The sequence below is a fragment of the Lachnospiraceae bacterium genome, assembly GCA_025758065.1.
GTDB lineage: Bacteria > Bacillota > Clostridia > Lachnospirales > Lachnospiraceae > Enterocloster.
In genome coordinates, this window is the sequence record CP107199.1 from 1,722,189 (window position 1) to 1,737,904 (window position 15,716).

Sequence of the window (15,716 nt, forward strand, 5' to 3'; positions counted from 1 at the left end):
GAGTATCAAGGGAAAACAGCTCAAAAACTCGCGCAATACGGTCTCAAAGCAGCTCGTCGCGCTCCGCAGTTCAGCAAGCGATAATCGACTGCTCAGACTATATCAAAATGGTTCAAAAACCCCGGAAAATCACAATGTCATTAACTTTAGCAAAGAGCAGAAATCGTAAGCATTTATAAAACTATGATTCCTGCTTTTTGTTTGTATATGGGCATACTTATCCCCTTCTCTTTGTATTCGTATTTTTTAGCTCAGTACGCTCTTTTATGGGTATTCGAATATTTTCCTGCTAATTGCCCTTTCGTTCTGGTATAATGCCGATCAGGACGAATGGGAACAAGATTTTTACTGATATCTTCATATATTTGCTGAAATAACATATTTTTCTTTTGACCATCCGTTTCAAGAAGTATATAAATCAGATCATTTTTTAAGATTCCAATACTAACAGTCTGATTGATCATCATTTTATGTTTTCTGTTCGCTTCTTTCTGATCCAGTTCACGCTCTGCATCTAATATGATATCTTCAACTAAATTGCTCAGATATATAGTGCTGTATATATCTTGTAATAACAGAATAGGTTTTGTTCCTGTAAAATTCTCTAACTGCAACCGACTCTTTAGCGTTTCATACGCAGTCTCTATCCCCCACCTCATATGATATAATTCTTTTATTTCTTCTGTATGAAATTCAGTTTGTGGAAGATTTGTAGCCAAAACTTCTAAACTTCCGTTTTCTAATAGGATTTTTACCATACGCAATGAAATTTCACCTAATTCTTTCATACGTTCTCCATCTGGCGTTCCCTCGTAATGTCTGATTCTTGACTTATCAAGTTTTATTTTAACTAGCTGATCCTTTTCTGTTAAACTGTTTTGCTCTTTTTTGTAATCACTGCTTTTTAAACGTACGATAAATTTAATATCCTTATCCATCATATGTATAAACGCTGGCGTAGAAGGATATCCTCTGTCCATGATAATAATGTAGGGAATGCTGCCTATTGTTTCCGGTATTCGCTCCATCTGTTTTTCGGCCAGGCGCATTTCATTAAATTTCACCTTATTACAGTCACTTTCCAGTATCATACGATTCATTACATCATAAATACAGCCTAATCCTATTTGAGCTTGGGGCTTTGCGTTTTTCCGGCTTGCAGAACCATATAGTTTCAGTGTTTCAGCAGTGGTAGGAATATTAATATCTGAGCCGTCAGCGGCTAATATTAAATGATCTTTATAAGTTGAAAAGGTGGAATCTGCATAAAAGTTACGGTTATGATATTTATATAATTCTAAAAAAGCATCTGGATTAAGTTTCATACGCTGTTTCAGATATCCTGGTTTTGAAATAGACACACCAGGATGAGCAAGTTTCATATAATTTCTCAGTTCCAATGCCAACGTCAGCCCCTTTCTGTTTATCATCGTGAAAAGAAGATCCTGAAGAGGCATTTTTCGAATTCTGGTAAAATAATTTTTATTACCTGATCGGCAAAATGCCTTAAATTCATCAGAAGTCATTTTTTCTATATCCATGAATATACGTTTCTGAGAATGCTTCATGCATAATCACATCCTTTTTTGAGCAGGTTCATGGCTTCTTTTTACAATATAAGCATATCAAAAAAAGCAGAAGATATCTAATCCATTTCGGAATAAATATCTTCTGCTTTTAAGTTAATGACATTGCGGAAAATCAAGGTTTTCCGGGGTTTTCTTATACCTAAACGGACTAATATAGTTTGACCCCATTTGACCAAACGAGAGCCGTTTTCACCCAATTTTTAGTGGTTAAAAATAGGACAATCGACAAAAATGGGGTTCCAAAACGGCCTTAGTGGTTAAAAAATAGGACAACCAGAGAGCAATTTCGGGGGTATTTTTGAGGGTGATTTTGGCACTCTCAGACACCTGATTTTTCGCTGGAGGGTTTGGCATAATCTGACCAAATCCGAACAATTAAATACGATTCTAATGCAGGCACTCAGTAATAAATAACTGGGTGCTTTTTGTCATGGCAAGGAGGAAAGTGACTATCGTGCTTGCACGAATAGTCATTTGACGACCGCTGATCAGTGTGAGATGCTCGAAGGGTATCTCACACTGAATTTCAGGGAAAAAGATTCCGACATTAGAAAGGGCCGTCACTTTATGATTTTGAAGTGGTGGCTTTTTCTATTTCCAGAAACAACAGTAACAATCAGAAATGAGGTGAAGTCATGAACACGCAAATCATTGCCATTGCCAACCAGAAAGGCGGCGTTGGCAATGGCAATGACCTGTGCCAACTTGGGAATCGGGCTGGCGCAGGCCGGAAAGAAAGTCCTGTTGATCGACGGAGACCCGCAAGGCAGCCTGACGATCAGCTTGGGCAATCCCCAGCCGGACAAGCTGCCCCTTACGCTGTCGGACGCTATGGGGCGTAATTAGCGCAGAGGGAAAAAGTATTTTCGCCCATGACCCTGGCGGCAAGGTGGCAGAGGGGTATCGAAATCTGACGAAGGAGGTGTCTACATTAAGCATAACAATTTATCTGCTGGAACGAGAACCTTTAAGCCAGACACACATGGGGCTGAACTGGTTCCTGATATGAAAATTGTATCTGAAAACATTTTTATAAAGACAAAGGGAAATGCATTGACAAGTGAAGACTTTGCTGATTTCGTAAGAAAAAATGAAATTTGTGAGTTTTATATTGCTGGTGCAGATGCTATCGCATGTGTAAAATCCACTTGCTACAATATGGCTAAGATGGGATATATCGTTCATGTTCTATCCGATTGTATCACAAGCTATGATAAAAGAAAAATAGACGAGATGCTTCAATACTATGAGAGTAAAGGGTGTATTGTTGAGAAACTGAACGAAGTTATGTAAGGCTACCACGATAATGAGAAGGCAGATTCTAATTGGCAGAGTAGTTAGCAAAGCCAGCCGGGCCAGTCGACGGTAAAATGAACGGGCTGTGCCCGCCGTTAACAGTCCCGCCTGTCCTTTTCTGCACACCTTACTTTTTCAGCTTTAAGCCATCTCGGAATGCTTCGCCCACACGCTCGGTGACTTTATAATAGCCGTGGGTGTAGGGGTCAAATGCGATGGCGTGGACCTTAGACATATCAATTTTTCCATCCACCATAACGCTCTCATCGGCAGTGACATTGACCACCTTGCCGATGACGCCGCATCCGTATTCATTGTTCTGATACTCGATGAACCTGCACTCCAGGCAGATCGGGAACTCGTTGATGACAGGGGCATCTACAGTTTCTGCTTTGCTGGCGGTCAGACCGCTGCGGGCAAATTTATCGGCGACTTTATTGCCGGACTCTACGCCGAAATAGTCTGCTTCCACTATGTGGGCAGCATCGGCAATGCTGACGGTGAATGCTCCCCGTGCCTTGATGTTCTGTACGGTCTTGTGTGTCTCGGTGAGGTTCAGAACAACGGAGTCCCGCTCCTGCATGGTGCCCCATGCGGCGTTCATGACATTGACGCTGCCGTCTTCGTTGTAAGTTGCAACCATCAGAACCGGCATGGGGAAAATGCCTTCGGTAATTTTCAGTTTTGTTCTCATGATAACTCCTCCTTGTGATCATATTGACAGGACTGTTCATCCTGCTTATAATTATATCCACACAAATTGTAAATTCAAGTACTGATAATTATGAAAGGTACTATCTTAGGAGAAAGTGAATGATACAGAACTATATTGAGAACGCCAATTTCGAAGATACCGGCTTTGCCTACACGTTGTCGCTGATCTCCGGCAAGCATAAGATGGTCATTCTTTACTGCCTGATGGAGTTTGAGACGGTGCGATTCAATGAGTTGAAACGGTATCTGAAAACCATTTCCGACAAAACTCTCAGCACGAATCTCAAAGAGCTGGAAGCGGATAAACTGATCGTCCGCACCGAGTATCCGCAGATCCCGCCGAAGGTGGAATATACGCTTTCGGAACGAGGAAAAACGCTGATGACTGTGCTGGATCAGCTCTGTGTCTGGGGCGAGGAGAATCGACTGACAGAGTGACAACTTCCAGATTGTATAATTTTAAAATTTGAAAAAGGAGGAATCGTGTACGATTCTTTAGGTATTTATCTATGAGAAGAAAAGATCGAGAAGTAACAAATATTATTGAAATTCTGCAGATTATTGAAAAAGCGAAAGTCCTGCATCTTGCTTTGTTTGATGCTGATTATCCCTACATCGTTCCACTTCACTACGGATACGAATATACAGAGGGTATCTTGATTTTCTACATGCACTGCGCAAAAGAAGGGCATAAGCTGGATCTGATCAGAAGTAATCCAAATGTGTGCATTGAGGTAGAATGTGATGTTGAGCTTATATCCGGCGGAGATGTAGCTTGCAAATACGGAGCATCATTTGCATCTGTGATTGGGCGTGGCCGTGCAGAATTAACAGAGGATGTGCAGGAGAAAATACGAGGCCTTTCGCTCTTTATGAAAAATCAGACAGGTCGTGAATTCAATATCAATGAAGAGATGGCATCGACAGTAGAGGTCATCAAAGTTGTTATATCAGAGTTCACAGCCAAATCAAGACCAAAAGCTTAACAGCATGAGCTTTACGTTTATGCTGATTATATGAATTGTACTGATCGGTGCAGGTACGCTGATAATGGTACTATGAGATAAATCGGGAAGTTGGAAGAATAAAAAGGATGAAGAAATGACGGTTCAACAATTAAAATATATTTTGAAGGTAGCAGAAGTTGGCTCTATTACCGAAGCGGCAAAACTGCTTTTTATATCACAGCCAAGTATGTCCAATTCCATCAAAGAAACGGAAAAAGAGGCTGGTATCACCATTTTTCTCCGCAGTAGAACCGGAATTACTCTGACAAAAGATGGTGCTGAATTTCTCGGTTATGCTCGTCAGGTGATACAGCAGATGGAACTGCTGGAGGATCGGTATGTTACAAATCTTCCGGGGAAAGTGACATTTGGAGTATCTTCTCAGCACTATACTTTTACGGAAAACGCTTTTGTGGAGTTAGTTAAGCGTTTTGGACAAGAACGATACGCTTTTTATTATAATGAAACCGGAACACATCAGATATTGGATGATGTGAAAAATCGTGTCTGTGATTTAGGTATTCTTTATTTATCGCATGAAAACGAAGTCATCATGCGGAAAGTGATAGAGGAAAACCATCTGGTGTTTACCGAGCTATTTTCAGCAAAGCCTCATGTTTTTTTGCAAAAAGATCACCCATTGGCATCGAAAAAAGTAGTTTTCATCCATGACCTTGCACCTTATCCGCGGCTAAACTTTGTACAGGGAGAGTATGAATCTGTCTATTTTTCAGAGGAACTATTCAGCTCCATCCCGGTGGATAAGGAAATTCGGGTCAATGACAGAGGGGCTATTGTCAACTTCATGCTCGGACTGAATGCCTATACTATTTCAAGTGGCATTTTCCCGAAATATTTGAACGGAGAAAATATCATCTCCGTTCCGCTTGCAGAAAATGAAACAATGCATATTGGATATGTGTTGAATGAAAATCAGGAATTGAGTGAACTTGGAAAAAGCTATCTGGAAGAATTACGGAAATATGCCCCAGCCAATCCATAGCTATAGGCTATGAATAATCATATAAAATAGGTGTTATGTATGTATCGCTGTTTGCTGATATAATAACAGTAGAAAGGTGGTTGATTATTATGCCTATAGCGGTACTGAGCAATTTTCTCATTTATTGTGTTGCAAATGCCTTTACTCCGGGACCGGGAAATATTCTGGCATTAAATACCGTAACAAACTATGGATATAAAAAAGGAAAGCCGCTGTTCTTTGGAATTTTTGCAGGCTACTATGTAGTACAAATCATATGCGCAATTTTCGTATATGGGGTTAATTCTTTGCTTCCAAATGTAATGGAAGTGATGAAGTACATCGGAGCAGCCTATATACTGTGGCTTTCGATTCATATTGCTTTCAGTAAGAAGACCTCAGAAAACACAGAGCAATCCGCATCGTTTCTGAAAGGCTTCATGCTGCAATTTGTCAATGTGAAGATTTATATGTTCGGAGTTACCGCACTAACGGGTTATGTTGTAGGATATATGTCCTCTTTTCCAGCTTTGCTGTTTTTTGAGCTGGTTATTGCAACAATCGGAACGATCGCAACCTGTACTTGGATTGGCTTGGGTGTACTGATTCAGAAGTTTTATCTGCGGCATTTCCGTGTTATTAACATTATCCTTGCACTAACATTACTGGAGTGTATTTGGGGAATGTTAAGATAATTGTTGCTTTGAGAGCAATTTTAATTAACAATCGGAATTTTTCATTACAGTGTTTTGCTAAAGGAATCCGATGGAGCTATACCCTGGATTTTTCTGTATTCTCTGGGTGATATTTTGACGATAGACTGAAAAGCGCTTGAAAATTTTCCCTGGGTTTGGTAGCCTACCTGGGAAGCAATATCCGCGATAGTGTCATTTGTTTCCCGTAATAATTTCATAGCCTGACGCACTCGAAATTCCTTCATATAGGTGGCGATAGGCTGACCGTAGACTGCCTTGAATATCTCCTTTAGAGTGGAGGTATTTATCAAATACTGTTTGGAAAGTTCTGCAATCGTAAATCGTTGATTCAAGTGCTCTGTCAACTGTTGATGAATTTCTTTGATCAATTCGGTTTGCTGGGAGAAGTATTGAGTCAATTCTTTATGCTCCGATTTCATGTTGCTTAAATAAATCAAAATTTCCAGCACCTTCAATTTCAAGAGGGAAATTCGAACGGATACAGGAGTAGAAAAGAGTGGGGCAAAAATGTGCTCTAAATCGGAACAGGACGGGATTGCGGATGGCTTTCCGGAGCAAAATCGATTCTGTAACTGGTCTGCTTCCACACTGGCATTCTTTAAAACTTCCGGGCAAATGGAAGAGAGCTGTTTCAGATCCACGGAAATGGATATTCCCTCTGAATATCCTAGGGGAAACATCATGGCGGAATCCGCGCAGCAGGCCATACTGTGTGCTGTCACATCACCTGTACCTAAATAGACGGCAGTACCGCCTTGCATATTCCAACCTACGCGACCACTGCGACAATAGTAAATTTCTAAAACAGAATCCGAAGCATCATGCCGAAACTTGACCTCTGAAGCAAGAAAAACATTGAAGGATACCTCTATTCCAGGAAAAGTTTCATATGCCTCCATACACCCTTTTCCAGCGGTAACCGCTCGAAACTGTTCTCCAAAGAGTGTGGTACCCGTTCCACCAGCCCGGCAATGCTTCAAGGCGAGGGTGCCGTTTGGGATCTTTTGAAGTTTTTGAGCGATAACTTTGGATTCTTCTTTTTTCATGGCGTTCCTTTTTGTTTTTCTACTTGCGATGGACAGGCGATTTTTACAAGCCACTCAATCATGCGATGGAAATTTCGGGCCTGCTCGGTATCAGCCGCTTTATAATAGACCTCTTTTCCGTCCCGGCGGCTAACGATCAGACCCGCTGATTTCAACTGCTTGAGATGGTGAGAAATTGCAGGACTGCTCATATTTACCATGGCTGAAAGATTGATAACACATTCCTCACAGTGGCAAAGCAACCAAAAAATGCGAATACGGCTGCCATCCCCCAGCTGCTTGAAAATATCAGCTACGGTTTGAAAGTTTTCTACGCTGGGCATATATTCCAGTTCATGCTCGATAGTTTGTCCGTGGTCGTGGGGTAAGTGGTTCTGAATCATTTAGCACTCCTCCTTGAAGTCTATCTTATCATAGACCGGAGAGAAAAGAAACTTTACTTTTGAGATGTTTCTGGTTCAGGGCCAGCGTCATGGGTGTAATCCAAGATACGGACACCATCGCCTACCTCTTTCTGCACCAGCTCCCGCATACGCTTAGCAAAAGGACAGGGGTAACCAATGGGAGTCCCTTTGCTGATGCAAGAAGCAAAAGCAATGGTGTCAGCGTCCTGTTCTACCAGAGAACGGGCCCGCAGCACCGCTTTTTTTCCGGGGCAGCCACCGCAGTTGATGAAGCCCACTAACTGAATATCATCCTCTCCCATAAAAGCGCCTTTTCTCTCTCGGATTGTCCGAAAATCCCGGCTTCCGGGGCAGTAATCCTCTGTCTGCATACAACGAATAATGCCAAGTTTCATATTAGTTTCCTCCTTAATTTAGGGCCTGGCATTCAGATTTGGCCGATCCATTGTCTATTATTATGTAACCAGCTTTTCCAACAGCTGGATGGAAATGTCCTCGCAGTAGCGATCCTCTTTAATCATTCACAAAATATGGGGTATAGGTCTCTCCGGTTCTCAGTATAGCCCCGCAAGAAGGTTCTGTATTTCCCGTTTAGAAGAATTTTTGTCCCAAATGTAAGAGTTTCTGAAAATCAATCCGTCATAAACGCTGCAAGAGCGTCCCTTCTAACTTCATGTGATATTGTTCCAGTACATCTTTCAGTGTAATTTCTTGCATTCTTTGTTCCGCTGTTTTTTGAATGTCCAAGTAAAAATCCCGCAGCACCAGTTGGATATTTACACCCACGCCACAAGCGGGGTTGGTGTGGATGTCCTGATGGAGCAGGGGCTTGTTGCCCTCTACGGCCCGATAGGCATCCAGCAGAGTGATTTTCTCCGGCTCACGAGCCAGAGCGGGTCGGGGATGTCCCTTCACGCTGACCAGCAGTCCTCCCTTCCGCAAGGCGGACATGAGCTGGCGCACATAGGCAGGATTCGTCTGAACGCTCTCTGCCAGCTTGTTACTGGTCAGGTCGCAGTCTGGGTACAGAGCGATAAAAGCCAGAATATGAACAGCATCGCTAAGGCGGGTTGGATATTTCATGGACGGATCTCCTTTTTTGCTTTGATGTTATTTTTATTATAACAGCATATTGACAGCGATGCAAGAGGATGCTAAGATGATTTGAAGTAAGAATAAAAATAACACCAACTCGAAAGGAATGGTGAAAATGAACTTCTATGATGATTTGGTCATGCAGACCCAGATGAATTACTCCAGGCACTATCCTATCTATGCTTCCGGCAGTACGCCTTATCAGCTGACTGACAAAAAGCCGCTGCCGTATAGCGAACAGATCCATCGTTTGGTACAGGAGGTAAAGGAAGCTGATTGTGTGGTAGTGGGAGGGGCCTCCGGCCTGTCTGCTGCCGGTGGCGGAGATTTTTACTACGAGGACAACGACTCCTACCGCAAATACTTCCGACCTTTTGCCGAGAAATACCACTTCAAAGGTGCTTTTGCAGGGATGATGCACCCCTGGAAGACAAGGGAAGAGTATTGGGGGTATCTCGCCACCTTCCTTCACACCACCCAGACCGCACCTGTGCGTCATTCCTATTTGGATTTAGACGCTTTGCTGAAAGGCAAGGACTTCTTCATCCTCACCACTAATCAGGATACCCAGTTTGTCAAACTCTACCCGGAGGAGAAGGTGGCGGAGATCCAGGGGGATCACCGCTTCTTCCAGTGTGCCGCCTGTTGTACCGATGACACCTGGGATGCGGTAAAGCCGGTGGCTGATATGGTAGCCGCTATGGGGGATGGCACGAAGATTCCTACGGATCTCATTCCCCGGTGCCCCCACTGCGGCGGTGAGGCATTCCCCTGGGTGCGAGGATATGGGAATTTCCTGCAAGGAAAGAAATACGAAGAACAGTACGAAAAAATTTCTCGCTACGTACTGGAACACAAAGACAGCAAAATTCTGTTCCTGGAGCTGGGCGTTGGCCGAATGACTCCCATGTTTATCCAAGAGCCTTTCTGGAACCTGACCCTCAGATTTCCCCATGCTCGATATATTGCTATCAACGATAAGTATGACTTCCTGCCCAAGCAGTTGGCGGACAAGGGCATGACCATTGTGGCCGACATTGCTCAAGTGTTACGGGATGCACGGGACACCATGGGCAGCGGAGATAACGATCAATGAGGGTTGGAAACCAAACGGTGCTTCAGGAACTTGCCGAGCGTATTGATCAAGCAGATGCCGTTGTGATCGGAGGCGGCTCCGGCCTGTCAAGCGCGGCTGGATACGACCACTACCATTGGTCCCCGGCACTTTCGGAGGCATTGGCTCCCTTTCGCGAACAGTATGGCTTTACCTCTCCGCTGGCTGGATTCTACCATTGCTTTTCCAGCTATGGGGAACAGTGGGGGTATTACAGTCAATATATCCGCTTCATGTGGGAAGCCCCTACTGGGCAGCCCTATCTGGACCTGCAGGCGCTTATTGCGGACAAACCTGCTTTTGTTCTGACTACCAATGTGGATCAGCAGTTTTTTCGAGTATTTCCCCAGAAACAAATTTGCGCCTTTCAGGGAGACTTTAGCTACTGCCAATGCAGTCAGCCCTGCCGGGATGATATTGGGGAAAACTGCGAACTGGTGAAGGAACTGACTGGTTGCTTGGTAGGTGTTCGCCTGCCGGAGGAGGCTGTTCCCCGTTGCCCGGATTGCGGGCGAGTGCTGGTGCCCTGGGTACGAGATGATACCTTTCTGGAGGGAACCTTCTGGCAGGATAGTCTGCATCGCTACCATAGATTCCTGCGGCACTGGATAATGGATCAGTCCGACAAAAAAGTCCTGCTGTTGGAACTTGGCGTGGGTGAGATGACACCCAGTATCATCAAATTGCCCTTCTGGGAACTTACTGCCAAAAACGAAAACGTCTTTTATGCATGCCTTAATCGAGAGGCAGCTCATAGGCCAGAGCATCTGAGGGGACGCAGCCTGTATCTGCAAGGAGATTTGGCGGAAACTCTAGCTGCCCTCCGGCAGGAGCGATCCATCGCAGCAACCATAAAATAGAAAAGGAGCGAACGAATATGATTGATTGGAACCCTATTGCGGAAAAATTCAGAGAAGCGGATGCTATCCTGATCGGGGCCAGTAACGGCCTATCCATCACCGAAGGACTGCGTTTGTTTGCGGACAATGCAGCCTTTGATGAATTGTTTGGGGATTTCAAACAAAAATACGGCTTACGTTGTATTTTGCAGGGCATGATGGCCGGATGGCCCAGCGAGGAGGAAAAGTGGGCCTTCTGGGCCCGTCTCATCCATCATTACTGCGGGCAGTATCAGCCTACGCCGGTGATGAACGATTTGAAGGCCATTGTGGGAGAAAAAGATTACTTTGTCGTCACATCAAACGGAGAAGGTCACTTTGAACTGTGCGGCTTCGATCCGACGAAAATCTATGAGATTGAGGGCAACTGGTTTACGATGCAGTGTGCCCGCCCCTGCCACGACACCTTCTATTCAAGTTTAGAGGTGGCCGAAAAATTATCGGCTGCTGAACAGGGCGGCCATGTGCCTACAGAGTTGGTGCCGCGTTGTCCCAAGTGCGGAGGTCCCATGGACATCCACATGGGCGCAGGTCAGAGAATGATTCCGGATACCGCTGCCCAGGCACGGTTCCAAAACTTTCTGAAAATCTACCACGGGAAGAAACTGGTAGTTCTGGAGCTGGGCATTGGCTGGCGCAATCAGCTGATCAAGGCTCCGATGATGCGCCTGGTGGCCAGCGAGCCAAACGCCACTTATGTGACCATCAATCTGGGGGAAATCTACATTGCGGACAATATCAAAGAGAAGTCCTTCGGACTGGACGGGCGGCTGGATGAGCTGCTGCCTGCTCTCCGTGAGGCGTGCGAGGCATGACGATTTCGGAGCAAGTGCAAAATGACTATACAAATGCATAAGAAAGTTAAAATCACCGTGCTGCGGACGGAATATTATCAAGAACTGGCAGAACAGTATGCAATTCCTAATTTGGGGAAGTGTCCTTTTCATCAGAAAGGTCAAGTGCTATACAGCGATGGCATCCATCCGCCGGATGGAATGTGTGGCGTTGCTTGGCAGGTGATTGCTCCCATGGCATGTCAGCTATCTTCGGGGGAATTAGTTCAGCCATCTGGTACTTGGCTGAATGATGATACGATTGGCGTGTTCGCTTGTCCAGACGGAATTCGGCCGGTCATTTTTCTCTTAGAGGCAGAGTAAAGAATACAATTTTGATATTAAAAATTTAAACAGGAGGGTAAATTATGCAAATTCGACAGATACGAAATGCAACCATTAAAATTCACTATGGGGGGAAGATTTTTTTAGTCGATCCGTGGCTCGCCCCCAAGGACGGTTTTGGTTGCTTTGCCAGACTTCCCGAATCCATTCCCTTTAAAACGCCGGATTCTCAGAAAACATTCATTTCCATGCCCATTTGTCCGCTTCCCACAACGGTTGATGAAATTCTTGCAGATGTGGACTATTATATTGTTACTCATATCCATCCGGATCATATTGATATGGAGATGGACGGAACAGTTGGGAATATGTTAAACAAGGAAACACCCGTGCTGGTACAGAACAACGAAGATGCGCAGGTTTTTGTTCGGTCGAGATTTAAAGATGTAAGAATCTTGCCGAAGTCTGGTCTTTCGATTGGAGAAATAACCGTGACAAATGTACCGGCACGACATGGCGTGACGATTCCCTGTGGTTCTGCCATGGGGTTTATGATGGAAGGAGAGGAAAAAACACTTTATCTTGCCGGTGATACCGTTTGGTATGAACAGGTAGAGGAAAACTTGAGACGGTTTCAGCCTGATGTTATCATACTAAATGCTTGTGCTGCGGAGCTTGTTGATTTTGGCAGACTGATTATGGATGCTGAAGATGTGGCACAAGTAATCACACACGCTCCAGAAGCCGATATTATTATCAGTCATATGGATAATGTGGCACATGCTTCTCTTTCTCGCACTTCTTTAAGTGAGCAGTTGGAATCACAGAATCTTCTCTCTCGAGTGAAGATCCCTGCCGACGGTGAAACTTTGTCGTTTTAAAACACAGTTTGCATCCTTGCTTGTCAAGTGATAAAATATTTTCCGTAAAATAATGTAAAGCAAACGCCATTGACAATGGAACTCCAGCTGTCAATGAAAAAAACAATAGCCGGGAAGTTGACTCAAATTGTCAATGCCTCCCGGCTGTTATCATGCAGATATTAATATAGTTAGAATCATGGTATATATTTCATTCCCCATTGGGAAATGGCGTAAAAGACCGGCAGCAGGTCACGACCTTTCTCAGTAAGGAAATATTCCACCCGCAAGGGCATCTCATTGTACTGGATTCGTTGTATTAAATCATCGGCTTCCAACTCTTTGAGGGCATTTGTCAGCGCCGTATTTGTAATTGGCTTTAGCATCTTTTTCAGTTCCCCAAACCGCATGGGACACTTGATGCATAGTTCATAGAGAATTTGGAGCTTCCATTTGCCCTGCAGCATTTGAACCACCGGCGTGACCGGGCAGTTTCCCTCGCCAGTTAGAATGACACTGTCAACCTTTTCTTTGAATTCTTCATAAGTCATAATTGGAGCTTTCCTCGTCTTTTGCAGTATATTTTTTGATACCAGGTACAAATAATTTGCGTACTTGAACGAAAATTGCTATCAGATATAATAAATATATCACCGGTTGGCCGTGCAGTCAACGACTGAAATTTCTTAGAAAGGTCTGAATTTTATGAAAGAACTGAACATTATGGAGGCTACTGTTCTGACCTCCCCCAATCCGCTGACACTGATCTGCTCTAAAAAGGAGGATGGTTCTACGAACCTGGCTCCCATTTGCTTTGTGTCTTACCTCTCCTTCAATCCGCCTATGGTGGGCTTCGCCACTGGCAAACAGTCCCACACCGGCAAGCGTGTGCGTGAGACCGGCAAAGTCATCGTCACTGTTCCCGGTGAGAGTCTGGCTGGCACAGTAATGGCCTGCGGAGCGTCTACCGGTGCCGAGACCGACAAGGTGGCCGCCAACAACATCGAGATGATGGCTGTGGAGGGCAGCGACATCCAGATTCCGGCGGACACCCGGCTGGCGATGGTGGCTACCTTGCAGCAGTCGGTGGAGGTGGGCGACCATATCCTGCACATCTGTCAGGTGGACAAGTTCCTGGGCGATGAGAAGAAGAAGGGGCTGTATGCCTGGAACGGCTTCGGGAAAGTTGCACCTGCGGCAGAAGGCTGAATCTTAAAACGGTAAGGAGGCATCAGCGGTGGCTGTTTGTATTAAAGACTGTATTCAAAACATGAATCTGGTGATCGGCTGTACGATCGGTTGCAGCTACTGCTACGCCAGAAATAATGTCCGCCGGTTTCACATGACCGACGACTTTGAAAAGCCAGAGTTTTTTCCAAATAAGCTGCGGCTGATGGAGAAAAAGCGCCCACAGACTTTTCTGCTCACCGGCATGAGCGATTTTTCCCACTGGAAGACAGAGTGGCGGGAACAGGTATTTGCCAAGATGACTGAGAATCCGCAGCACCAATATCTGTTTTTGACCAAGCGACCGGAGGATATTGTGTTTTCCACGACCCTGGAGAATGCTTGGTTTGGTGTATCTGTTACCTCCAGCAAAGAAAAAAACCGTATCCGGACTTTGCGGGAGCATATCCATGGCGGACACTATCATGTGACCTTTGAACCTATGTTTGATGAGGTTGGCATGGTAGACCTTACCGGAATTGAGTGGATCGTCATTGGGACTGAGACCGGACATAGGAAGGGCAAAGCCGTATCGAAACCGGAATGGGTGTGGAACCTGACACATCAGGCCCATGCGCTTGGCATCCCTGTATTTATGAAGGAAGATCTGCTTCCTATCATGGGAGAGGCACAGATGGTACAAGAATTTCCCCCGGCTTTTTACCGGGTATTGGAGGAACAGAAGACATGGCGGAAGTAAAAGAGAGCAGCATTCTGATTCAGGATGTAGAAACCAAAAATATTATGACAAAATCCGCCCTGCCGGTGGGAGGCTATTCCGTCAATCCTTATGTGGGATGTACCCATGGCTGCAAATACTGCTACGCCTCGTTTATGAAGCGATTTACCGGGCACACCGAACCGTGGGGGACATTCCTGGATGTGAAACATTGGCCAGCAATCAAAAATCCGCAAAAATACAAAGGGCAGCGCGTAGTCATCGGTTCAGTGACCGATGGCTATCTGCCCCAGGAGGCTCAGTTTCAGAACACCCGTAAGCTTCTTGAACAGCTCCGGGGCAGTGAGGCAGAAATTCTCATCTGTACCAAGTCAGACTTGGTAATCCGTGACATTGACCTTCTGAAAAAATTGGGAAAGGTCACGGTTTCTTGGTCGATCAATACATTGGACGAAGGCTTTAAAAATGATATGGACGATGCCGTCAGCATCAAGCGGCGGCTGGATGCCATGAAGCAGATCTATGATGCGGGCATTCGCACCGTCTGCTTTATTGCCCCTGTCTTTCCGGATGTCACGGATTTTGAGGCTATCTTCCATCAGGTCAGAAATCAATGCGACCTGATATGGTTAGAAAATCTAAACCTGCGAGGCGGATTCAAAAAAGACATCATGGACTATATTTGTAAAAAATATCCTGACTTGGTTCCGCTGTACGATGCTATCTACAATAAGGGAGACAGAAGCTACTTCCGTGGTTTGGAGGATCAAGCGGAACGGCTGGCACAAGAAAACAGCTGTCCCTTCGTGGACAACGAGCTGCCCTACGGACGAGCAGAGCCTGGGCACCCGGTCATTGTGGATTACTTTTACCATGAGGAAGTTCGTGGCTCGGAAAACACCGGGCGACGCAACACCAAAAAATAATTTGTGAAATAAATGGGTTCTGACATGGAGCTGTGCTTCAATGT

General features: G+C 44.9%; 19 protein-coding genes and 2 pseudogenes. 14 read left to right on the forward strand and 7 right to left on the reverse strand.

All coding sequences use genetic code 11. The features are described from left to right. Window positions 1-251: 251 nt before the first annotated feature. Entirely contained in the window at window positions 252-1,541 is a 1,290-nt protein-coding gene (locus OGM16_08015; GenBank protein UYJ48173.1) for an IS4 family transposase, read from the reverse strand. Between the two features lie 683 nt (window positions 1,542-2,224). Between OGM16_08015 and OGM16_08020 the strand changes: the two are divergent. Further along, window positions 2,225-2,426 (forward strand): annotated as a pseudogene (locus OGM16_08020) (AAA family ATPase). Between the two features lie 87 nt (window positions 2,427-2,513). Then, a pseudogene (locus OGM16_08025) lies at window positions 2,514-2,882 on the forward strand (cysteine hydrolase). A 130-nt stretch (window positions 2,883-3,012) separates the two neighbouring features. On the opposite strand, the gene OGM16_08030 reads toward OGM16_08025, so the two are convergent. Further along, complete coding sequence (locus tag OGM16_08030) at window positions 3,013-3,579, reverse strand: flavin reductase family protein (GenBank protein UYJ48174.1); 567 nt, start codon at window positions 3,577-3,579, stop codon at window positions 3,013-3,015. Between the two features lie 119 nt (window positions 3,580-3,698). On the opposite strand from OGM16_08030, the gene OGM16_08035 reads away from it, so the two are divergent. From OGM16_08035 to OGM16_08050, 4 genes are all read left to right on the forward strand, one after another. Beyond that, window positions 3,699-4,037 (forward strand): helix-turn-helix transcriptional regulator, encoded by a 339-nt coding sequence (locus OGM16_08035; GenBank protein ID UYJ48175.1) that lies wholly within the window; start codon window positions 3,699-3,701, stop codon window positions 4,035-4,037. A 71-nt stretch (window positions 4,038-4,108) separates the two neighbouring features. Beyond that, the gene (locus OGM16_08040) at window positions 4,109-4,585 is read left to right on the forward strand and encodes a pyridoxamine 5'-phosphate oxidase family protein (GenBank protein ID UYJ48176.1); all 477 of its coding nucleotides are present in this window, start codon (window positions 4,109-4,111) and stop codon (window positions 4,583-4,585) included. A 115-nt stretch (window positions 4,586-4,700) separates the two neighbouring features. Further along, complete coding sequence (locus OGM16_08045; GenBank protein UYJ48177.1) at window positions 4,701-5,609, forward strand: LysR family transcriptional regulator; 909 nt, start codon at window positions 4,701-4,703, stop codon at window positions 5,607-5,609. Window positions 5,610-5,698: 89 nt separating this feature from the next. Next, entirely contained in the window at window positions 5,699-6,283 is a 585-nt protein-coding gene (locus tag OGM16_08050) for a LysE family transporter (GenBank protein UYJ48413.1), read from the forward strand. Window positions 6,284-6,327: 44 nt separating this feature from the next. On the opposite strand, the gene OGM16_08055 is transcribed toward OGM16_08050, so the two are convergent. From OGM16_08055 to OGM16_08070, 4 genes are all read right to left on the reverse strand, one after another. After that, window positions 6,328-7,350, reverse strand: coding sequence for an AraC family transcriptional regulator (locus tag OGM16_08055; GenBank protein UYJ48178.1), 1,023 nt, complete (start codon window positions 7,348-7,350; stop codon window positions 6,328-6,330). Beyond that, entirely contained in the window at window positions 7,347-7,733 is a 387-nt protein-coding gene (locus tag OGM16_08060) for a metalloregulator ArsR/SmtB family transcription factor (GenBank protein ID UYJ48179.1), read from the reverse strand. The genes OGM16_08055 and OGM16_08060 overlap by 4 nt, the downstream gene beginning before the upstream one ends. Before the next feature lie 53 nt (window positions 7,734-7,786). Then, window positions 7,787-8,149 (reverse strand): CGGC domain-containing protein, encoded by a 363-nt coding sequence (locus OGM16_08065; protein ID UYJ48180.1) that lies wholly within the window; start codon window positions 8,147-8,149, stop codon window positions 7,787-7,789. A 244-nt stretch (window positions 8,150-8,393) separates the two neighbouring features. Beyond that, complete coding sequence (locus tag OGM16_08070; protein UYJ48181.1) at window positions 8,394-8,837, reverse strand: Rrf2 family transcriptional regulator; 444 nt, start codon at window positions 8,835-8,837, stop codon at window positions 8,394-8,396. A gap of 127 nt (window positions 8,838-8,964) precedes the next feature. On the opposite strand from OGM16_08070, the gene OGM16_08075 reads away from it, so the two are divergent. The 5 genes from OGM16_08075 to OGM16_08095 are packed head-to-tail and all read left to right on the forward strand — an operon-like array spanning window position 8,965 to window position 12,861. Next, window positions 8,965-9,945: an NAD-dependent protein deacetylase gene (locus OGM16_08075; protein ID UYJ48182.1), complete on the forward strand. Its 981-nt coding sequence runs from the start codon at window positions 8,965-8,967 to the stop codon at window positions 9,943-9,945. Next, window positions 9,942-10,823, forward strand: a complete 882-nt coding sequence (locus OGM16_08080) for an NAD-dependent protein deacetylase, SIR2 family (GenBank protein ID UYJ48183.1) — start codon at window positions 9,942-9,944, stop codon at window positions 10,821-10,823. The genes OGM16_08075 and OGM16_08080 overlap by 4 nt, the downstream gene beginning before the upstream one ends. Window positions 10,824-10,840: 17 nt before the next feature. Continuing rightward, entirely contained in the window at window positions 10,841-11,677 is an 837-nt protein-coding gene (locus OGM16_08085) for an NAD-dependent protein deacetylase, SIR2 family (GenBank protein ID UYJ48184.1), read from the forward strand. Between the two features lie 21 nt (window positions 11,678-11,698). After that, window positions 11,699-12,019 (forward strand): TIGR04076 family protein, encoded by a 321-nt coding sequence (locus tag OGM16_08090; GenBank protein ID UYJ48185.1) that lies wholly within the window; start codon window positions 11,699-11,701, stop codon window positions 12,017-12,019. A 44-nt stretch (window positions 12,020-12,063) separates the two neighbouring features. Further along, window positions 12,064-12,861, forward strand: a complete 798-nt coding sequence (locus OGM16_08095; protein ID UYJ48186.1) for an MBL fold metallo-hydrolase — start codon at window positions 12,064-12,066, stop codon at window positions 12,859-12,861. Between the two features lie 176 nt (window positions 12,862-13,037). Here OGM16_08095 and OGM16_08100 read toward each other — a convergent pair whose 3' ends face one another. Then, on the reverse strand, window positions 13,038-13,391 hold the full coding sequence (locus tag OGM16_08100) for a helix-turn-helix transcriptional regulator (GenBank protein ID UYJ48187.1): 354 nt from the start codon (window positions 13,389-13,391) through the stop codon (window positions 13,038-13,040). A 154-nt stretch (window positions 13,392-13,545) separates the two neighbouring features. On the opposite strand from OGM16_08100, the gene OGM16_08105 reads away from it, so the two are divergent. The 3 genes from OGM16_08105 to OGM16_08115 are packed head-to-tail and all read left to right on the forward strand — an operon-like array spanning window position 13,546 to window position 15,672. Then, complete coding sequence (locus OGM16_08105; GenBank protein ID UYJ48188.1) at window positions 13,546-14,049, forward strand: flavin reductase family protein; 504 nt, start codon at window positions 13,546-13,548, stop codon at window positions 14,047-14,049. Window positions 14,050-14,077: 28 nt separating this feature from the next. After that, a complete protein-coding gene (locus OGM16_08110) occupies window positions 14,078-14,767 on the forward strand; it encodes a radical SAM mobile pair protein A (GenBank protein UYJ48189.1) in 690 nt (229 codons plus the stop codon). Next, window positions 14,755-15,672: a radical SAM mobile pair protein B gene (locus OGM16_08115; protein ID UYJ48190.1), complete on the forward strand. Its 918-nt coding sequence runs from the start codon at window positions 14,755-14,757 to the stop codon at window positions 15,670-15,672. Before OGM16_08110 ends, OGM16_08115 begins: the two co-directional genes overlap by 13 nt. Window positions 15,673-15,716: the final 44 nt, after the last annotated feature.

What these genes read in the sequence shown, in the direction of transcription:
- OGM16_08015 (UYJ48173.1), bottom strand. Translation starts at nt 1,541, where the DNA reads ATGGATATAGAAAAAATGACTTCTGATGAATTTAAGGCATTTTGCCGA.
- OGM16_08030 (UYJ48174.1), bottom strand. Translation starts at nt 3,579, where the DNA reads ATGAGAACAAAACTGAAAATTACCGAAGGCATTTTCCCCATGCCGGTT.
- OGM16_08035 (UYJ48175.1), top strand. Translation starts at nt 3,699, where the DNA reads ATGATACAGAACTATATTGAGAACGCCAATTTCGAAGATACCGGCTTT.
- OGM16_08040 (UYJ48176.1), top strand. Translation starts at nt 4,109, where the DNA reads ATGAGAAGAAAAGATCGAGAAGTAACAAATATTATTGAAATTCTGCAG.
- OGM16_08045 (UYJ48177.1), top strand. Translation starts at nt 4,701, where the DNA reads ATGACGGTTCAACAATTAAAATATATTTTGAAGGTAGCAGAAGTTGGC.
- OGM16_08050 (UYJ48413.1), top strand. Translation starts at nt 5,699, where the DNA reads ATGCCTATAGCGGTACTGAGCAATTTTCTCATTTATTGTGTTGCAAAT.
- OGM16_08055 (UYJ48178.1), bottom strand. Translation starts at nt 7,350, where the DNA reads ATGAAAAAAGAAGAATCCAAAGTTATCGCTCAAAAACTTCAAAAGATC.
- OGM16_08060 (UYJ48179.1), bottom strand. Translation starts at nt 7,733, where the DNA reads ATGATTCAGAACCACTTACCCCACGACCACGGACAAACTATCGAGCAT.
- OGM16_08065 (UYJ48180.1), bottom strand. Translation starts at nt 8,149, where the DNA reads ATGAAACTTGGCATTATTCGTTGTATGCAGACAGAGGATTACTGCCCC.
- OGM16_08070 (UYJ48181.1), bottom strand. Translation starts at nt 8,837, where the DNA reads ATGAAATATCCAACCCGCCTTAGCGATGCTGTTCATATTCTGGCTTTT.
- OGM16_08075 (UYJ48182.1), top strand. Translation starts at nt 8,965, where the DNA reads ATGAACTTCTATGATGATTTGGTCATGCAGACCCAGATGAATTACTCC.
- OGM16_08080 (UYJ48183.1), top strand. Translation starts at nt 9,942, where the DNA reads ATGAGGGTTGGAAACCAAACGGTGCTTCAGGAACTTGCCGAGCGTATT.
- OGM16_08085 (UYJ48184.1), top strand. Translation starts at nt 10,841, where the DNA reads ATGATTGATTGGAACCCTATTGCGGAAAAATTCAGAGAAGCGGATGCT.
- OGM16_08090 (UYJ48185.1), top strand. Translation starts at nt 11,699, where the DNA reads ATGACTATACAAATGCATAAGAAAGTTAAAATCACCGTGCTGCGGACG.
- OGM16_08095 (UYJ48186.1), top strand. Translation starts at nt 12,064, where the DNA reads ATGCAAATTCGACAGATACGAAATGCAACCATTAAAATTCACTATGGG.
- OGM16_08100 (UYJ48187.1), bottom strand. Translation starts at nt 13,391, where the DNA reads ATGACTTATGAAGAATTCAAAGAAAAGGTTGACAGTGTCATTCTAACT.
- OGM16_08105 (UYJ48188.1), top strand. Translation starts at nt 13,546, where the DNA reads ATGAAAGAACTGAACATTATGGAGGCTACTGTTCTGACCTCCCCCAAT.
- OGM16_08115 (UYJ48190.1), top strand. Translation starts at nt 14,755, where the DNA reads ATGGCGGAAGTAAAAGAGAGCAGCATTCTGATTCAGGATGTAGAAACC.